A 17,247-nucleotide genomic window follows, 5' to 3' on the forward strand; every position below is an offset into this window, starting at 1 on the left:
TTATTCTCCTTGTTCCGTTAAGACGATGACACCGTCTGCTGTTACGGCGAGGGTGTGTTCATATTGGCAGGAAAGGGAACCGTCACGGGTACGTGCCGTCCATCCGTTATCGTCCATTTTAATGGGCCAATCTCCTGCATTAATCATGGGCTCGATGGTAAAGACCATGCCTTCTTCCAATCGGATGCCGCGCCCCGGTTTGCCGTAGTGAAGGACTTGGGGATCTTCGTGCATATTGGTACCAATGCCGTGGCCTACGAAATCCCGTACCACGGAAAAACCGTTGGCTTCCGCATAGGTTTGAATGGCGTGGCCAATATCTCCTAAGCGAACCCCGGGCTTTACGAGCGCAATGGAGCGGTAAAGACATTCCTTTGTCACATCCATTAGTTTTTTGGCTTCGTCGCTAATATTTCCAACGGCATAGCTCCAAGCGGAATCGGCCAAATAGCCGTCTACATTGACCACCATATCGATGGTTAAGAGATCGCCGTCTTTTAATTTTCGATTCGACGGAAAGCCGTGGCAAATTTCATCGTTGACCGATGCACAAATGCTGTAGGGAAATCCCTGATAGCCTTTTTGCTCCGGATAGCCGCCCCGATCGGTAATAAATTTTTCCACAAACCGATCCAATTCCAAAGTGGTCACACCGGGCTTTACTTCGTCGCGAAGGGCGCGGTGTACTTTTACGAGCAAATCTGCTGCAATTTGCATTTTTTCGATTTCTTGTTTTGTTTTTATAATAATCAACTGTCAACCTCCCGGACAATTTCCTGTAAATCCTCATCTCGCGACGCCCACATTTTGGCGTCGCCGTTTAAAGCGATGGCTTCTTTTAAATCGGAAATCGCCTCATCTCGTTTGCCGAGTCGCATGTAACTGCAGGCGCGATTGTAAAATAGATTCACGCTTCCTAAATCCAGGGCGATACCTCTCGTTAAAATGGCGATGGCATCCCAAATGCGATCGCCGCGCAAATAAATCGCCGACATATTTAAATACGTCGGCGCATAATCTTTATCATAAACAAGAGACTCTTTATAGGCTTCCAGAGCTTTTTCGTCCCAGCCCGTCTTTTGATAGATCACGCCTAAATTATAATAACCGATGCTGTACGTAGGCGAAAGTTGCACGGCCTTTTGTGCTAAGGGCAATGCCTTTTCGTATTCCTTCCGCTCCTCGTAAATCGAGGCAATATCGGAAAACACCACGCCGTTTTCGGGAACGAGTTTGGCACATCTTAAAAAGAGTTCCAACGCATCGTCTTTATACCCGAAACGATCGTACAAAAGCGCCAATTCATAACAGGCACTTTCGTAGGCGGGATCTTTTGCCACAGCCGATTCCAAATAGGCCATGGCCTCCCGATCCCTTCCGCTTTCTTCCAGTAAAACACCGAGTGCGTAATCGGCGCCGGGATACTCTCCCAACGCGCGAATTTTTTCAAAAGTATCTTCCGCCGATTCCAGATCGCCTTGTTGCCAATAAAGATCGGCAAGAGAAAAATAGGTTTCCACCCGGCTGTCTTTATCGGGCGCGAAGATGAGGGCTTTATTTAAAAGTTCGATGGCCTTTTGAATGTGGCCTTGTTCCAATAAATTGTCGCTTAAAATGTGATAATTTTTCCATTTGCCGGACATATCCGCCTCCCGGAAACATTATATCACAATTATTTCTCTCCTTTATAGCGAAGAAGACTCATGGCGATCAGCACGCAAATAAGGGAGACGCCTACGTCTGCAAAGACGGCAAGCCATAAATTTCCGATCCCCGCCATGCTCAAGATGACGACGATCAGTTTAATAATTAGGGCCAAAGCGATATTTATAAAGCTGATGCGGCGAGTTTTTTTAGAAAGGCCGAAGAGGAAGGGCAATTTACCGATGTCGTCTCCTAAAATGACGATGTCGGCACTTTCGATGGCCATGTCTGCGCCGCCCGTTCCCATGGCGATGCCCACATCGCTCTTGGCGAGAACCGGCGCGTCGTTAATGCCGTCGCCTACATAAGCCACTTTGTGGTTAGCCGCCAACGCGCGGTCCATGGCGCTCACTTTTTCTTCGGGAAGGAGGCCGCCGTAAGTTTCGTCGATGCCCAATTCGCCGCCGACTCTTTCCACTAATTCCTTTTTATCGCCGGAGAACATATAGGTTTTAAGATAACGCTTCATGATTTTCAGAGCCCTTTGCACGCCGCTTTTCACGGAATCCGTAAAGGCGATGCGACCCAAGAGGACGCCTTCCCGTACCACATACACCGTCGTCATGGCAATGGGTTCCAATGGATCATGTATTCCCAATGAATCTAATAGGGCGCGATTGCCTACGGCGACTTCTTTTCCGTCGATAGTGCAGGTAATACCTTTCCCTGAAATTTCTCTGTAGCCTTTAATTTCCCCTTCAGGTTTCGCCTTGGCGAAAAGAGATTGAGCGATAGGGTGATTGGAATATTGTTCCGCCGTAGCGGCTAAAGTTAAGAGGCTTTTTTCATCGATGCCGATGGTTTCAACTTTTGATACGGCAAATTTCCCGTCCGTAAGGGTTCCCGTCTTATCGAAGGCGATGGCGTCGGTTTCCGAAAGAATTTCCACCGCTTCGGCGCCTTTAATAAAAATACCGTCTCTCGACGCTCTACCGATACTTGCAAACATGGTAAGGGGTACGGAGAGTACGAGGGCGCAGGGACAGCTGATGATTAAAAAGGCACAGGCTTTATAAACCCAATGATCCCAGCTACCCATGCCCATTAAAGGAGGTACGACGGCGACGATAAGGGCAAATGCCACGACGATGGGCGTGTATTTTGCCGCAAAGCGAGTAATCCAAGCTTCCGTCTTGCCTTTATTGAGGCGCGCATCGGCGACGAGCCCCTCGATTTTGGCCATGGTGGATTCGCCGGCAATTTTGGTAACGATGACTTCGTAAGCTCCGTCTAATGCCATGGCGCCGGCCAATAAAGCATCCCCTTCACCGACGGCAATCGGCGTAGATTCGCCGGTCATGTGTTGGTTTGAAATATGGCCTTCCCCGTGGAAAATCTTTCCGTCGGCTGCGAGAACATCCCCTGCCCGCAAAATAATGTGATCGCCTACGGCTAAATCTTCCGCTTCGACTTCTACCACTTCTCCATCTTTTAAGAGATGGGCTGTTTCAACATCACGCTTCAAAAGCTCCTGAATCGATTCGATGGAACGATCGACTGCCGCATCCTGTAATGCTTCTCCGAGGCGATAGAATAACAAGACGCCGAGAGCTTCCGTGTGCTCGCCAATATAAAAGGCAGCCACGGAGGCGATGGTCATCAGCAGGTTTTCATCGAAAACTTCGCCGCTTCGAAGACCGTTAAAGGCGTTGAAGAAAACTTCTTTACCGGCGACGAGTAGGATCAGGCCGGTAACGACGGTCTCCCATTTTCCTTCTAAAAATGTTGAACTCAATGCGGTTAGCGCAATAAGAATACCAATGGTGAGAATTTCTTTTTTTACAGAACCTTCTTCTTCCGTTTCTTCCCTTTGCGCTTCTACAACCTCCACGCCGTTTTCAATGGAGGTGGCGATCTTTTGAAAATCCTCGAGCATATTGGCCGATTCACCTTCTACGACCAATTGCTTTGAAATAAAATCAAGACTTGCTTTCTTCACATAAGGCAACTCTTGAATACGCTTTTCAATTTTGGAGCCACAATTCGGGCAGCCCAAATTTTTTAAATAATAAGACGTCAACACATTCCCTCCTATTCATATGTTTATCTGTTCATATTTAGTGTATGCTCTCACGTCTCTTTTGTCAACAAAAAAAGAACGCCCGAAGGCGCTCTCGTAAGATTTAAATCGAAATCGTGGCGACGGGTTCTAAGTTGCCTACATCGGCACCTTCGATCAGGCTCCAGGTTTTGTGGGTTCCCGTGCTTTCGAGCATGGCTTCGAAATAGTACATTACCACGCCAATATCCACGTAGCTCTTCACGCCTTTGCTCTTGTCCATGTAGAGGACGACGTTGCCGTCATCTTTTAAGAGGAAGCGCCAAGGTTGAGCGTTAATGTGGCTCGGTGCGAAGCGAATGGAAGAGAATAAATCGAATAGACCGTAGTTTTCCAATTCCGTTAAATCGGCAGGGGTATCCAAATGATTTTTAAAGACCAATTCTCTTACGCTGAAACGGGGGCTTACCCGATCTTCAGAAAATACATCTTGTTCTTCCGGTTTGCCGAAACCGATAATGTAATCGACAAATTCGCCGTCTTCGCCGAATACGGCACGTTTTAAATCTTTGTTCACTTGAATGGTGGTGAGCCAGCACGTACCGAAATTCTTTTCGATTAAAGCGGTATTTACCTTTTCAAGGTAGTAACCGGTGCGAATAAGTTCTTCTTTTTCGTGGCTTTTTGCGCGAAGGGCGATGTAGTAAGGCGCTTTGATCATTACGCCACCGTAACCTGCCTTGCCGTCCAAATTTTTGGCTACGGATTGGCCGTCTTCGTAAAGGGCGAAGCTTACGTCGTTATCTTTGGATTCTCCTTCGATTTTATCTAAAGTATCGCGTAACCATTCCATTTCCAATTTAGATAATTTTGTCGGAGCGAATTCGCGTACCGTGCGTCTTTTTTGTAAGAAATTTGTCATGACCATAATATCTTCCTCCTCTGTCAGATCCAGTTTGCTACGGCGTCATAAACATATATATGTACAACATAAGCGACACCAATGCCTATTATTACGCCCGCCAAAACATCGGTGGGATAGTGCACAGCTAGATATGTTCTTGAAATCGCCACGAGGATTGCCATAATAAAACAAAGGGCGGCGATTTTGGGAAAATAAAGTGAAAAGGTGGTAGCGACGGTAAAAGCGGCCGTCGTGTGCCCCGATGGAAAGGAATAATCCGTTAAGTCGATGCCGTAAGTGTTGAGATTTTTCATCACCCAATAGGGTCTGCTGCGGCTAATGACCCGCTTTAAAAGCTGCGCCGCGAGCGTGCTGAGGACGAGAGCCAGAACCATTTCATAAGCGGCCCCGCCGATCAATCGTTTTCCAAATATCAACATGACAACAGATAAGGCGACAAGAAACCGTGGCCCCGCAATATTGGTATAATAAAAGAAAAACACATCGCAATAGGGGTTCTTTAATTTCCTGTTGATACCATCCATCAAATATTCATCAAAAGCTTTAAATGGATTTTTCATCTTCACCATCCTGTACATACCTACTCCCATCATTATATACTATGTATTTCCTATTGAAAAGGCTATTTCAAAGAAGAAATTTTATACTCTCTCGGAGGTAACGATGCAACTTACGGATGAACAAATGCGCGCCATGGGCCACGATGACGGACCGGCATTGGTATTGGCCGTGCCGGGAAGCGGCAAAACCACCATGCTCCTATCCCGCACGAAGCGGCTCATCGATAAGGGCGTGGATAAAAATAAAATACTCACCATAACCTTTTCCAAGTCCTCGGCGAAGGATTTAGCCGTACGCTACGAAACTCTCTTCGGCGAAGGGGATCGCCCGCCTTTTTCCACTATCCACAGTTTCTGTTACTCGGTGATTAAAAACTACGAAAGGCGCAGCGGCAAAGTCTATACTTTGATCGAATCCAATCGCCACGTCAATAAATGGCGAATATTAAGTGACCTTTGGAAAAGTTATTTGACCCGAAGCCCCAACGACGATCAGATCGAAACCCTTATCGGCGAAATCAGTTATGTCAAAAATAAAATGATCGACCCTGCCCGCTTTGATCAGGAAGCGAAATCGCCTTTGTTTTTAAAATTTTATAAGGGCTACGAAGACATAAAAAAAGAAAAGCATTGGATCGATTTCGACGATATGATCACCCTCTGCCTCGACATTTTTAAAAGCGATCCCGCCCTTTTGCGCAGCATTCAAAAAACATACGATTATGTTCAAGTCGACGAGGGTCAGGATACGTCCAAGGGGCAACTGGAAATTATCGACGGCGTCATTCGCCCCCACGGCAATCTCTTTATCGTCGCCGACGACGACCAATCCATTTACGGCTTTCGCGGAGCGGATTTTAAAGAGCTTATGGCCCTTCCCCGCCGCTATCCGAGCCTTAAAACCTATTATCTTTCCAAAAATTTCCGATCGGCGGAAAACATCGTGGCCATGAGCAGCCGCTTTATCGCAAAAAATAAAGACCGCTACGAGAAAACGCCGGTGGCCGTTCATCCACAGGGTCCCGAGATCCGCGCCTTGACCCTTAACAATTTAGACAAGGAATACCGCTTTATTCTCTCCGAAATTCGGGAAAACAACCTGGGAGACGTGGCGATTTTATATCGCAATCACGTATCCGCCATCGGCCTTGTGGAATGTTTGGAACGGGAAGGGATGTCCTTTTCCACGCGGCGAGGCGGATTGAAATTTTTCAACCACTGGGTCATGAAGGATTTAATGGCCATTTACACTTTCGCCCAAGATCCGTCGGATGTAGAAGCATTTTCCGATTTTTACTATAAAATCCACGGCTACATTTCCAAAAAAATGATCGCCGACCTTTCCAAAAAAGGCGTGCGCCTTTCCGTCTTCGATTCCCTTTTGGAAATGAAACTTCCCGATTATATGCGCAGGGATCTAAAGGCACTCAAACGGGATTTCCATTATTTAAAAACTCTTCCGCCGCGAGAAGGCTTCCGCTTTATTCAAAAAGATTTGGAGTACGAGGACTATATCGAAAACCACGCCGCCACCTTCGGCTCCTCGAAGACGACTTCCATGCGCATTCTCTATTACGCGAAGTACATCGCCGGAAAGAGCAAAACCTATGCCGAATTTATGGGAAGGCTTAAAACCGTGGATCGCTTACTTCGCGGCGGCGCGCCGGGAGAAAAGGGGCTCGTGCTTTCCACCCTCCACGGCGCCAAAGGTTTGGAATTCGACACGGTGTTTCTCATCGACTTAAACGACGATGCCATTCCCGCAGAGCCTTCCGGTGATCTTACCACAGAAGAAGCGCGGGAAGCCCTGGAAGAAGAGCGCAGACTTTTTTACGTAGGCATGACGCGGGCAAAAAACAGACTCTATTTTCTCCGCACGAAATCCGTGGATCGGGAGCCCCTTTCCCCTTCCGTCTTTTTCACGTGGGCGCAGGAGGATATTTTAAAGCAAAGAAAAAACCGGTAGCGTACCGGTTTTTTTGTGCCTTAATTTTTGAAACTGTGAATCGGCGCGGGAATAAATCCCCCTCTTGCGGCAAATCGCGTGCAGTCGTTTCGATGAACGGGCATAATGGGCGCTTCGCCGAGAAGACCGCCGAAGACCGCCCCTTCCCCGACATCTTTTCCGTACACGGGGATGACGCGCACTGCCGTCGTCTTGTTGTTGATAATGCCCACCATGGCCTCATCGGCAATCATGGCGGCGATGGTGGCGTGGGGCGTGTCGCCGGGAATGGCGATCATGTCGAGGCCTACGGAGCAAACACAGGTCATGGCTTCCAATTTGTCCACCGTCAGCGCTCCCGAAAAAGCCGCTTCGATCATGCCTTCATCTTCCGACACGGGAATGAAGGCGCCACTCAGCCCACCGACGTGAGAAGAGGCGTTAATGCCGCCTTTTTTCACGGCGTCGTTTAACATGGCGAGGGCCGCCGTGGTGCCGTGGCCGCCTACTGTGCCGATGCCGATTTCTTCCAAAATCCGCGCCACACTGTCGCCGACGGCAGGTGTGGGGGCGAGGGATAAATCGATGGTACCGAAGGGTGCATGGAGTCGTTCGGCAATTTCACTTCCGATGAGCTCGCCCATGCGGGTAATTTTAAAAGTCATTTCACTGATTACTTGGGCGATCTCTTCGAAGGGGCGATCCTTATATTGTTCCAGAGCGGTCTTGACGACGCCCGGGCCTGAGATCCCCACGTGAAGCACGTGATCGGCGAGGCCTACGCCGTGAAAAGCGCCTGCCATAAAGGGATTGTCCTCGACGGCATTGGCAAAGACGACGAGCTTGGCGCAGGCAATGGAATCCGCATCTTTCGAAAGAGATGCCGCTTCTTTAATCATCTCGCCCATTAAAGCCACTGCATTCATATTGAGGCCGGATTTCGTGCTGCCTACGTTAACGGAAGCACACACTTTTTCCGTCGTCGCCAAGGCTTCGGGAATGGCGCGAATTAAATTTTCCTCAGCAGGCGTCATGCCGCTGTGGACGAGGGCGGAAAAACCGCCGACGAAATCCACGCCGATTTCAATAGCCGCCTTATCCAAGGCTTTCGCAATTTTAATAAAATCCTCCGAAGAACCGTTGGGCAAAAGAAGGGAAACGGGCGTTACGGAAATACGTTTGTTGACAATGGATACGCCGTATTTTGCGCCGACGGTATCGGCGATTTTGACGATGTCTTTTCCAAGACGGGTAATTTTTTCATAGGCCTTTTCCGCTACACGATCGGCATCTTCCGACACGCAATCCAGAAGGGATATGGCCAAAGTAGAAGTGCGAATATCTAAATTTTCATGCTCGAGCATGTGAATGGTCTCGAGAATAGACGATTGATTTAACACGTTGATCCTTTCTAAATATGGTGCATACGGTCAAAAAGCGCCGCGTGTTGCATGCGAATGTCGAGCCCTAAGGATTCGCCGAGTTCCGTGTAGGATTCTACAACTTCTTCCAGTTCGAATCCGTCGTCTTCGTGTTCCACAATGACGATCATGGTGAAGTAATTTCCTACAATGGTTTGGCTAATGTCTAAAATATTAAACCCGTGCTTCGCCAAAAGAGCGGTCACTTTGGCGACGATGCCCACTTGATCCACTCCGAATACGCTTAAAACTGCTTTCATTGAATTCCTCCTTTTTAATTGGATACATTATAACACGCTTTAACGCGCTCATGTATTTCTTTGGTGAAATACTTCATTAAAAAATCCCCCATTCGATGATGAATGGGGGCAAATGGCTTTTGCACTATTCGATTATTTTTCCATAGCTCCGAAAAGATCGACCATTTCAAGCACACTCATAGCGGTGTCGTAGCCTTTGTTGCCGCTCTTTGTGCCGGCTCGTTCGATGGCCTGTTCAATGTTTTCCGTGGTGACGATGCCGAAGCCCACGGGGAGGCCGGTGTCCAAGGTGATCTTGGCAATGCCTTTGGACACTTCGTTGCACACGTAATCGTAGTGGGTTGTGGCGCCGCGAATCACGGCACCCAAACAAATGACGCCGTCGTATTGTTTGGACTCGGCGAGTTTTTGTGCCGCCAAGGGAATTTCAAATGCTCCCGGCACCTTGACCAGGGTAATGTCCTCATCTTTTACTTCGTGGCGAAGCAAGCAGTCCAAGGCGCCATCCACAAGTTTCGAGGTAATAAAGTCGTTAAAACGACTGACGACGATGGCGAATTTACGATCCTTACCTGTCAGCATGCCTTCTAAAATGTTCATTATTTTGCCTCCTTACGTTGACGTTCATGGCAGTTGCAGCCGAATTCGTGTAAATAGTGGTTCATTTTCTTCGCTTTAGTTTCCAAATAGAAGTGGTCGTTTTCGTGGGATTGAATTTCAATGGGTACCCGCTCGACAATTTCCATGCCGTATTGTTCCAGGTGATACACTTTGTCGGGATTGTTGGTTAACAGACGCATTTTCGTCACGCCGAGATCTTTCAAAATTTGCGCGCCAATGTAATATTCCCGAGCATCTTCCGGGAAGCCTAAAGCCACATTGGCTTCCACCGTGTCCATGCCTTGATCTTGAAGGGCGTAGGCTTTGAGCTTATTCAAAAGACCGATGCCTCTTCCCTCTTGACGCATGTAAAGGACAATGCCATTGCCTTCTTCCTCCACTTGCATCATGGCACGTTGCAATTGATCGCCGCAATCGCAGCGCATAGAACCGAAGGCATCTCCCGTTAAACACTCGGAGTGAACCCGCGTTAATACGGCATCTTCTTTCGTAATGTCGCCTTTTACCAAGGCCACATGGTGTTCGCCGTTTAAGGTGTTTTTGTAGCCTACGGCTTTAAAATGGCCGTACTTCGTTGGCATGTCCGCTTCGGCTACCCGTTCGATAAGGCAATCGTGGGTCTTTCTGTATTCTTTTAATAGCTCGATATTAATGAGGGGGACGTTTAATTCCTTTGCCAGTTCGCAGATGCGGTCCCGCTGCATCATTTCCCCATTGTCTTCCATGATTTCACAGCAAAGACCCACCTCCGTTAAACCGGCGAGGCGCAATAAATCCACGGTGCCTTCCGTGTGGCCTTCACGCTCCAATACCCCGCCGGGCTTGGCGATAAGAGGAAACATATGGCCCGGGCGGCGGAAGTCTTCGGCTTTCGAATTGGGATCGGCGGTTTTTCTGGCGGTGAATGCCCGTTCCACAGCACTGATCCCCGTGGTGGTGTCCACGTGGTCGATGGTGACGGTAAAAGCCGTTTCGTGATTGTCCGTATTTTTATAAACCATGGGCTTTAAGTTCAGGCGATCCGCCTCTTTTTTGCTCATGGGCATACAGATCAGCCCTTTGGCGTAGGTAGCCATGGCATTTAATTGCTCCGTGGTGCAGGTTTCGGCGGCGACGATCATGTCCCCTTCATTTTCACGGTCTTCCGCATCCACGGCAATGATCATCTTGCCTGCTTTCAGCGCGTCGATTGCTTCTTCAATTGTGTTCCACATAATTTCCTCCTAAAATCCATGCTTTCTTAAAAAATTCATATCCAGCGGGGAAGCTTCTTCCGCCACTTCATGTTGTCTCAATAAATACTTGCCTACGATGTCGAATTCCACCGTCATGGGGTCGCCGGGTTTCAGCTTGCCTAAATTGGTAGAGCGTAAGGTTTCCGGTATAAGGGAAACGGAAAAATCATTTCCCCCGGCCCGGGCAATGGTTAAGCTGACGCCGTTTAGCGTTACCGAACCCTGAGCCACAAAATAAGGCGCCCACTTTTTTTCCACGGCGATATGAAGGAGATAGCCTCCCTCGTGAGGTTCGATGCCTTGCACCTTACCGACCGTGTCCACATGGCCTTGGACGATGTGTCCGCCCATGCGGCTCGTGGGAAGGAGCGCCCGTTCCAAATTCACAGCACTACCCGGCCGCAACTGATCCAGCGCGGATTTCTTCGCCGTTACCGTCATCATATCCGCCGTAAAACTCCCTTCCGACATAGAGGTCACCGTCAGGCAAACGCCGTTTGTCGCGATGGAGTCGCCGATCTTAGTATCTTCTAGGACACTATCCGCCTTGACGCGGAGGAGAATTTTCTCCCCTCGCCTTTCAAGAGCAGCGACCGTGCCCACTTCTTCAACTATTCCCGTGAACATGGCACCACCCCTCGAATACATAAATCCCTGCCTAATCGTTGGACGCTCGTAATCTCGAAATCCCTTCGATCACTTAACGATTCGATACCTTTTCCTTCGATGGCGGACTTTCCGCCACCGAAAATCGTCGGCGCCAAATAAAGGACAAATTCATCTACAAGCCCCTCATCGATCAAACTGCCGTGAAGCTTGCCGCCCCCTTCCACCAAAATGTGGCCGATAAATTTCGTTTCATAAAGATCGGCCAACACCTTTTCAAGGGGAAGCTTTCCGTCGACGGAGGGAATGCGTTCCACTGTCACACCTCGAGAAGCGAGAATTTTTTCTTTTTCCTCCGCCATATCCGATGTGTAGACAATGGTTTTTTGGGAACCGTCGTAAACATTGGCGTTTTCATCGATGATGCCCCGCCGATCCAATATAATGCGCGTCGGTTGAACCCCTTCGCCGCTACGATTGGAAAGCTTGGGATCGTCGGCTAAGACCGTGCCCGTGCCGACCATAATCCCGTCGACCTGTCCCCGAAGAATGTGGCCGTCCATACGAGCCTCTTCCCCGGTAATCCATTGGCTTTCGCCGGTGTTCGTGGCGATTTTACCGTCGATGGTGGTGGCGTATTTCGCCGTCACATAGGGTCGCCTTTTTAAAATACTGGAGAAAAAAGCGCGATTCAATTGGCGACAATCGTCTTCCAACACGCCGACGATGACGTCGATCCCCGCCTGCTCCAAAATATGCACGCCCCGTCCCGCCACGCGAGGATTCGGATCTAACGTTCCCACGACCACGCGGGTAATGCCTGCATTCATAATGGTCTTAACGCAGGGAGGGGTTTTTCCGTAATGACTGCAAGGCTCCAGATTGACGTAAATCGTCGCCCCCTTGGGAGAATCTTTCGCATTTTTCAGGCAATTCACCTCGGCGTGATCGTCGCCGAAACCGTGATGCCATCCTTCCCCGATAATCTCCCCGTCTTTTACGAGAACCGCCCCTACCATGGGATTGGTTCCCGTCAAACCTCGTCCACGTTCTGCCAATGAGAGGGCGCGCTTCATGTAAAATTCGTCCATAATTCCTCCCATAAAAAAATCCGAAGCCTAGCTTCGGAGATCCATTCAAAAGAAAGACAACCTATGTTGTCTCCATTCTTCTTTCATCCGGACTATACCGTCGGTATCGGAATTTCACCGATTCAATCTTGCGACTCATGGACTATCACCACCGGTGAGGATTTACACCTCGCCCCGAAGAATATTCTTAAATTGTAGGAAATGTTTTCCTGTGAACATAATAGCACGAAGTTTATTCACTGTAAAGAATTTTATATCCCTTCACTTTCCGTCCTATGAAAGGATACAATAAAAAAACAATTTGTCTTGTAATAAATGCCCTCTTCCTGCGTATTAACTTGTGAAGGGAAAAGGAGGTGACACAAATGGATGAAACGAAAACAATCAATCCCTTTCTCGACGACGCCCTGGACTTCGACACAATTTACGATCGTTACTTCGACCGCGTCTTTCAATTTACCCTGTATCGCGTAGGCAATCGAGAGGTGGCGAAAGATCTGGCATCGGATATTTTTCTAAAGATTTATAAAAAGCTACCCACCTATCGGCCGGAAAAAGGTTCTTTCGACGTATGGATCTTTTCCATCGCCGGCAATCACGTAAAAGATTACTATCGAAAAAACAACCGCTTCCGGTGGCTTCCCATCGCCGCTATAAAAGATGTTCCCGATCCCGTGGCGCGTTCGGAAGAACTTGTAGAAGAGCGAGAGGAAATCGAATACTTGCGCCGCGCCGTGAAAAAACTAAGGCCCGACGATCAACTGTTAATCAGTTATAAATTCGGCGCGGAATTATCCAATCAAACCATCGCCGAACTGATCCACACCAACCCAAATCACGTAGGCGTTATGATCCACCGCTTAGTCAACCGACTGCGTAAGGAAATGGAGGCATATTATGAAGGAACGACGTAATATTACGCCGTCTTCCGAAGCCACGGAAGACATGCTAAAAAAATTATACTCATCCACAAAACAAGACAAAGAAGAGGTGCATCTTAAAATGAAAAAGAAAAAGAGAATATCCTATAGAAAACCTGCCGTCGCCGCTGCCTGCGCCCTTATCATCTTTACCCTTCCCTTTACGAGTTTCGGTTCAGAAATCGTAGAAACCGTTAAACGTGTTGCAAGCCCTTCCGGCCGCATCGTCGTCAATGAAGATAAATTTACCGCCGACCCGGAAAAAATGGATCTGCCCGATTATTTAAAAGGGAAAATCTTCGACAAAGACGGCAAGGAAATTACAAACTGCAAACCTCTGTCTGAAGAACGCGCCATATTTTCAAAGGACGGCCGTGAAATATCTTCAATCGATTACGATAAGCTCACCGGCAAAGTTACCTTCGAGTACAAAGATGAACAAAAAGAAGATACAGGCGACAAATCGCCGATTAATGACATCGCCAAAAAATTAAGCTTCCATCCCCTCGTTCTTTCCTCGAACTACCATTACGTGGAATCGGAAATTTACGCCGAATCAGGTAAGCTTTCCGATTACGTCACCTTCACTTACGAGAAAAACGGCAAGACCATTTACCTCCACGAACGAATCTCTTCCCCCGAAACCGCCTATGAAACCGGAGGCGAAGGCAAGATCGACGAAGTCAACGTAGACGGCGTAAAGGTCATTCTCCAAGGCCACAACGCCGACTTCGAACGAGACGGCTTGCTTCTCTCCATTAGTGCAAAAGGCGCAAACAAAGATGAGCTCATCGCCATGGTAAAAGACTTACATCTGCTGAAATAAAATAACCGCCGGCAACCCGGCGGTTTTTTAGATCAATCTTATGGAAAAAATATTTATTCCAAAAATCGGCGCAAAATGTCCCCATAGGCTTTCGGCTCCTCGAAGAGAAACTGGCCGTGGCCCTTGCCGTCGAAAACTCTCGTCTCCATATGAGGCAGGTACATCCGCAACAATCTTTCGCTTTCGGCGGCAATGGGTTCTTCACTTCCCCGCAGGCTCAGCACGGGATGCGTAAAGCTCCTTAGCCCTTCGGGAATAGTATAGCGGTATAAATCTCGACATGCATTTTTTACCGAGCGATCCGATACGCCCGGATAGACCATGGCGCTGACGCTGTCGTTGCCTTTTCCCATAAGGCGATCCATGGCCACTTTGGGAATCCACTTCCCCTTTTTCATTCTGTGAACCCCTGTGGCAAAAACCAGCGTGAGCGGCAAGGCCTTTAAGCCCATGGGAACGGTGACGGCACCGTCTATGAAAAGTCGCTCGGCGGAAATCTTGCCGCGACCGATCAATTCCACCGCCATGGTCGCCCCCATAGAAAAACCGCACAAGCCGTAAACCCCTCCCTCCATTTCGCTAAGTATAAACTCTTCGATAGCGTCTACACTCGCCTTTAAAGACAGGAAATCTCCGGGCTGATGCTCGCTGTGCCCCTCCAATTCCCACAAGATGACATAATAGTCTTTTAAAAACTCAAGAAGGGGTTCGAAACATAACGTCGCCGACGACGCCAATCCGTGAATAAACAAGAGGGACTTATTCTCTTTGTTTCCATAGCTCTGATAATGCATAGCTTTCCCTTTCCCTTATGTTCCCGTTTCATCTTCTACCGCCATTAGATTCTAAGGGATATATACCGCACCGCCACCGGAAAAAACTTTATTGCAATAAAAAAGCCGCATCCGAAGATGCGGTATTTTTGTATCTTAACGTTTGGAGAATTGGGGAGATTTACGCGCTTTTTTCAAGCCGTATTTCTTTCTTTCCTTCATTCTCGGATCGCGGGTTAAGAAACCTGCTTTTTTAAGGATGGGGCGGAAATCCGGGTTCATGTCTTGTAATGCACGTGCAAGACCCATGCGGATAGCGCCTGCTTGACCGGTGTAGCCACCGCCGTTAACTTTGACGAGTACGTCGTATTCGCCTTCGGTTTCGGTAATGGTTAGCGGTTCTTTTGCGACGATACGTAATGTTTCATAACCGAAGAAATCGTCGAGTTCTCTGCCGTTAACGAGGAACTTGCCGCTGCCGGGTAGTAATCTAACTTGAGCGACCGATGTTTTTCTTCTGCCTGTTGCTCTATATTGTTCTGCCATCTAAATCACCCTTCCCTTACACTTCGTAGTTTTCCGGTTGTTGAGCTGCGTGAGGATGCTCGGATCCTGCATACACTTTCAGCTTCGTAAACATGGAGCGACCCAAACGATTTTTGGGAAGCATACCCTTTACGGCGTATTCGATAACGCGTTCGGGATGCTTTTCGCGAATTTCGCTATAAGCAACTTCGCGACGTCCACCCGGGTAACCGGTGTGGTAAGCGTGAATTTTGTCATCCCACTTGTTGCCGGTAAGTTTTACCTTTTCAGCGTTAATTACAATGACGAAATCACCCGTATCCACATGGGGTGTATAAATCGGCTTGTTCTTACCGCGTAAAATATTAGCAACTTCTGTGGCTAAACGACCGAGGACTTTGCCTTCTGCGTCGATGACGTACCATTTTCTATCTACTTCATTGGCTTTCGCCATGGTTGTCTTCATTAGAAAACCTCCTGTTCATCACAAGGGACAATGTTCAAAAGTTTCCGGGGCTTTAAAACACTAGCAATTAGTATAGGTCATTATGCCCGATCTGTCAAGGGGTTTCGTGTCATAATAGTAATAGAGTCAAATAGTTATGTTAAATAAGGAGTTCAAGACTTCTACCAAAATTTAAAGCTCAAAAAACAAATAGTTGGTGTGCTGCTTAGAACAGTTATTACAAAAATAAACATTGTAACCAGTGCATCAGCATAAAGGAGTAATTCTCTTAAAAGATCTTACCAACGAACAGTTGTCTTACAAGTATACAAGTGAAGCAGATATGCTCAATGTAGCCTTGTTTAACAAGAGAGCGTAACAGTGGCGTGAAGAAAATCCTGAGTTAAAGGGTAATATGAGAGAGTATGCAAGTCTGAATGAGTTACTTGTACTTGCCAATATGGAAAGCTATCATGCGATTCTTATTGGAAAAGGTATGGAGCAAAAAGAAAGAATGATGAAACTTAGAAAACTTGCTAGAACACAATTAATGTCACTGCAAAAACATGGTGATAGCGGCATTAAAAGATGGGAAGGAAAGTAATAATAACTGTTAGTTTGTAATTGAATAAATTTGAATTTGTGGAGGAATAGAGAATGAAAGCATTCCTTGAAAAATAAGAATGCCCCAAAGGAGTGATACGTCAAAACAGATATTGGCAACTACAGGATTTGTATTATTTGGCTTTGCACTTGGTGTGTTTCAGAAGTGGATTGACGGCACAACTAGTAACTACTTACCAATGATTTTTCAACAACTTGATATTAGTAATTACTTTGGTAGATTGGCAATATGGATTTTGTTAGGTACGATAATTTCTGTTTATTCGAAATCACCCTTAAGAGCTTCAATTAATACATTTTCGTTCTTTATAAGTATGTTATCAGGCTATTATTTGTTTAGTAATTTTGTTTTGGGATTCCTGCCAAGAACTTATATGATGATATGGATAGTAATGTCATTTGTATCATTTTTTATGGCATACATATGTTGGTATGCAACAGGAAAAGGACCTATTGCCATTTTCATTTCGAGCATCATTATTGGGATATTATTAGCTCAAGCTTTTAGCCTTAGCCCATCACAAGGTTTTTATATGTATAGCCTTATGGAAGTGATTACATGGATACTAGGTATCATTAGCTTATATAGAAAGCCAAAAGAATTTGCTGTTGTTTTAGGATTGTCAATTGTAATTGCTTTTTTGTTTCAATCAGTTATGCCATATTTTGGATAAAAATAAATCATCAACTCCTAATTTGAAGTACTAGTAATCCACCTGAATAGATGGATTATTTACATCTAAAAGCGTTGATCTCACTATACGAGA

General features: G+C 47.1%; 18 protein-coding genes, 1 pseudogene and 1 riboswitch. Of the genes and pseudogenes, 5 read left to right on the forward strand and 14 right to left on the reverse strand.

Annotated elements, in window-relative coordinates; genetic code table 11:
- The 5 genes from map to HMPREF1863_RS03750 all read right to left on the reverse strand — a co-directional run bounded on the left by map (window position 1) and on the right by HMPREF1863_RS03750 (window position 5,188).
- Window positions 1-753, reverse strand: a complete 753-nt coding sequence (gene map / locus HMPREF1863_RS03730; RefSeq protein ID WP_068367497.1) for a type I methionyl aminopeptidase — start codon at window positions 751-753, stop codon at window positions 1-3.
- Window positions 750-1,643 carry a tetratricopeptide repeat protein gene (locus tag HMPREF1863_RS03735; RefSeq protein WP_068367499.1) on the reverse strand — a complete coding sequence of 298 codons (894 nt, stop codon included), beginning with the start codon at window positions 1,641-1,643 and terminating at the stop codon, window positions 750-752. Before HMPREF1863_RS03735 ends, map begins: the two co-directional genes overlap by 4 nt.
- Window positions 1,644-1,672: 29 nt before the next feature.
- Window positions 1,673-3,727 (reverse strand): heavy metal translocating P-type ATPase, encoded by a 2,055-nt coding sequence (locus HMPREF1863_RS03740; RefSeq protein WP_068367501.1) that lies wholly within the window; start codon window positions 3,725-3,727, stop codon window positions 1,673-1,675.
- A gap of 100 nt (window positions 3,728-3,827) precedes the next feature.
- Window positions 3,828-4,631: a nitroreductase family protein gene (locus HMPREF1863_RS03745; protein WP_068367503.1), complete on the reverse strand. Its 804-nt coding sequence runs from the start codon at window positions 4,629-4,631 to the stop codon at window positions 3,828-3,830.
- Window positions 4,632-4,648: 17 nt separating this feature from the next.
- Complete coding sequence (locus tag HMPREF1863_RS03750) at window positions 4,649-5,188, reverse strand: phosphatase PAP2 family protein (protein ID WP_068367505.1); 540 nt, start codon at window positions 5,186-5,188, stop codon at window positions 4,649-4,651.
- 103 nt (window positions 5,189-5,291) lie between these two features.
- On the opposite strand from HMPREF1863_RS03750, the gene HMPREF1863_RS03755 reads away from it, so the two are divergent.
- Entirely contained in the window at window positions 5,292-7,154 is a 1,863-nt protein-coding gene (locus tag HMPREF1863_RS03755; protein ID WP_068367507.1) for an ATP-dependent helicase, read from the forward strand.
- Between the two features lie 20 nt (window positions 7,155-7,174).
- Here the strand turns inward: HMPREF1863_RS03755 and HMPREF1863_RS03760 are convergent, their stop codons facing one another.
- From HMPREF1863_RS03760 to ribD, 6 genes are all read right to left on the reverse strand, one after another.
- The gene (locus HMPREF1863_RS03760; protein ID WP_068367509.1) at window positions 7,175-8,533 is read right to left on the reverse strand and encodes a PFL family protein; all 1,359 of its coding nucleotides are present in this window, start codon (window positions 8,531-8,533) and stop codon (window positions 7,175-7,177) included.
- A gap of 11 nt (window positions 8,534-8,544) precedes the next feature.
- The gene (locus HMPREF1863_RS03765) at window positions 8,545-8,814 is read right to left on the reverse strand and encodes an ACT domain-containing protein (protein ID WP_068367511.1); all 270 of its coding nucleotides are present in this window, start codon (window positions 8,812-8,814) and stop codon (window positions 8,545-8,547) included.
- 132 nt (window positions 8,815-8,946) lie between these two features.
- On the reverse strand, window positions 8,947-9,414 hold the full coding sequence (gene ribH / locus HMPREF1863_RS03770) for a 6,7-dimethyl-8-ribityllumazine synthase (RefSeq protein WP_068367513.1): 468 nt from the start codon (window positions 9,412-9,414) through the stop codon (window positions 8,947-8,949).
- Window positions 9,414-10,649 carry a bifunctional 3,4-dihydroxy-2-butanone-4-phosphate synthase/GTP cyclohydrolase II gene (locus HMPREF1863_RS03775; RefSeq protein ID WP_068367515.1) on the reverse strand — a complete coding sequence of 412 codons (1,236 nt, stop codon included), beginning with the start codon at window positions 10,647-10,649 and terminating at the stop codon, window positions 9,414-9,416. The genes ribH and HMPREF1863_RS03775 overlap by 1 nt, the downstream gene beginning before the upstream one ends.
- Window positions 10,650-10,658: 9 nt before the next feature.
- Complete coding sequence (locus tag HMPREF1863_RS03780) at window positions 10,659-11,297, reverse strand: riboflavin synthase (RefSeq protein ID WP_068367517.1); 639 nt, start codon at window positions 11,295-11,297, stop codon at window positions 10,659-10,661.
- On the reverse strand, window positions 11,282-12,367 hold the full coding sequence (ribD, locus tag HMPREF1863_RS03785; RefSeq protein WP_068367519.1) for a bifunctional diaminohydroxyphosphoribosylaminopyrimidine deaminase/5-amino-6-(5-phosphoribosylamino)uracil reductase RibD: 1,086 nt from the start codon (window positions 12,365-12,367) through the stop codon (window positions 11,282-11,284). The genes HMPREF1863_RS03780 and ribD overlap by 16 nt, the downstream gene beginning before the upstream one ends.
- Window positions 12,368-12,438: 71 nt before the next feature.
- A riboswitch (FMN riboswitch) is annotated at window positions 12,439-12,553 on the reverse strand.
- Window positions 12,554-12,732: 179 nt separating this feature from the next.
- Here ribD and HMPREF1863_RS03790 point away from each other — a divergent pair.
- Both HMPREF1863_RS03790 and HMPREF1863_RS03795 read left to right on the forward strand, forming a co-directional pair.
- Entirely contained in the window at window positions 12,733-13,281 is a 549-nt protein-coding gene (locus HMPREF1863_RS03790) for an RNA polymerase sigma factor (protein ID WP_068367521.1), read from the forward strand.
- The gene (locus tag HMPREF1863_RS03795) at window positions 13,265-14,113 is read left to right on the forward strand and encodes a hypothetical protein (RefSeq protein ID WP_068367523.1); all 849 of its coding nucleotides are present in this window, start codon (window positions 13,265-13,267) and stop codon (window positions 14,111-14,113) included. The genes HMPREF1863_RS03790 and HMPREF1863_RS03795 overlap by 17 nt, the downstream gene beginning before the upstream one ends.
- A gap of 53 nt (window positions 14,114-14,166) precedes the next feature.
- Here the strand turns inward: HMPREF1863_RS03795 and HMPREF1863_RS03800 are convergent, their stop codons facing one another.
- The 3 genes from HMPREF1863_RS03800 to rplM form a co-directional block, all read right to left on the reverse strand.
- A complete protein-coding gene (locus HMPREF1863_RS03800; protein ID WP_068367525.1) occupies window positions 14,167-14,907 on the reverse strand; it encodes an alpha/beta fold hydrolase in 741 nt (246 codons plus the stop codon).
- A 135-nt stretch (window positions 14,908-15,042) separates the two neighbouring features.
- The gene (rpsI, locus tag HMPREF1863_RS03805; protein ID WP_068367527.1) at window positions 15,043-15,432 is read right to left on the reverse strand and encodes a 30S ribosomal protein S9; all 390 of its coding nucleotides are present in this window, start codon (window positions 15,430-15,432) and stop codon (window positions 15,043-15,045) included.
- Window positions 15,433-15,448: 16 nt separating this feature from the next.
- On the reverse strand, window positions 15,449-15,877 hold the full coding sequence (rplM, locus tag HMPREF1863_RS03810; RefSeq protein WP_068367529.1) for a 50S ribosomal protein L13: 429 nt from the start codon (window positions 15,875-15,877) through the stop codon (window positions 15,449-15,451).
- 265 nt (window positions 15,878-16,142) lie between these two features.
- Between rplM and HMPREF1863_RS03815 the strand changes: the two are divergent.
- Both HMPREF1863_RS03815 and HMPREF1863_RS03820 read left to right on the forward strand, forming a co-directional pair.
- Window positions 16,143-16,460, forward strand: a pseudogene (locus HMPREF1863_RS03815) (KilA-N domain-containing protein); the annotation flags it as partial.
- A 112-nt stretch (window positions 16,461-16,572) separates the two neighbouring features.
- A complete protein-coding gene (locus HMPREF1863_RS03820) occupies window positions 16,573-17,154 on the forward strand; it encodes a hypothetical protein (RefSeq protein ID WP_232300101.1) in 582 nt (193 codons plus the stop codon).
- Window positions 17,155-17,247: the final 93 nt, after the last annotated feature.

Source organism: Aedoeadaptatus coxii (genome assembly GCF_001553115.1).
Classification (GTDB): domain Bacteria; phylum Bacillota; class Clostridia; order Tissierellales; family Peptoniphilaceae; genus Aedoeadaptatus; species Aedoeadaptatus coxii.

Coding starts and splice junctions, on each gene's coding strand:
- rplM (WP_068367529.1), bottom strand. CDS start 15,877: ATGAAGACAACCATGGCGAAAGCCAATGAAGTAGATAGAAAATGGTAC.
- HMPREF1863_RS03745 (WP_068367503.1), bottom strand. CDS start 4,631: ATGGTCATGACAAATTTCTTACAAAAAAGACGCACGGTACGCGAATTC.
- HMPREF1863_RS03750 (WP_068367505.1), bottom strand. CDS start 5,188: ATGAAAAATCCATTTAAAGCTTTTGATGAATATTTGATGGATGGTATC.
- HMPREF1863_RS03795 (WP_068367523.1), top strand. CDS start 13,265: ATGAAGGAACGACGTAATATTACGCCGTCTTCCGAAGCCACGGAAGAC.
- ribH (WP_068367513.1), bottom strand. CDS start 9,414: ATGAACATTTTAGAAGGCATGCTGACAGGTAAGGATCGTAAATTCGCC.
- HMPREF1863_RS03765 (WP_068367511.1), bottom strand. CDS start 8,814: ATGAAAGCAGTTTTAAGCGTATTCGGAGTGGATCAAGTGGGCATCGTC.
- HMPREF1863_RS03780 (WP_068367517.1), bottom strand. CDS start 11,297: ATGTTCACGGGAATAGTTGAAGAAGTGGGCACGGTCGCTGCTCTTGAA.
- HMPREF1863_RS03790 (WP_068367521.1), top strand. CDS start 12,733: ATGGATGAAACGAAAACAATCAATCCCTTTCTCGACGACGCCCTGGAC.
- HMPREF1863_RS03800 (WP_068367525.1), bottom strand. CDS start 14,907: ATGCATTATCAGAGCTATGGAAACAAAGAGAATAAGTCCCTCTTGTTT.
- ribD (WP_068367519.1), bottom strand. CDS start 12,367: ATGGACGAATTTTACATGAAGCGCGCCCTCTCATTGGCAGAACGTGGA.
- rpsI (WP_068367527.1), bottom strand. CDS start 15,432: ATGGCAGAACAATATAGAGCAACAGGCAGAAGAAAAACATCGGTCGCT.
- HMPREF1863_RS03775 (WP_068367515.1), bottom strand. CDS start 10,649: ATGTGGAACACAATTGAAGAAGCAATCGACGCGCTGAAAGCAGGCAAG.
- HMPREF1863_RS03755 (WP_068367507.1), top strand. CDS start 5,292: ATGCAACTTACGGATGAACAAATGCGCGCCATGGGCCACGATGACGGA.
- HMPREF1863_RS03735 (WP_068367499.1), bottom strand. CDS start 1,643: ATGTCCGGCAAATGGAAAAATTATCACATTTTAAGCGACAATTTATTG.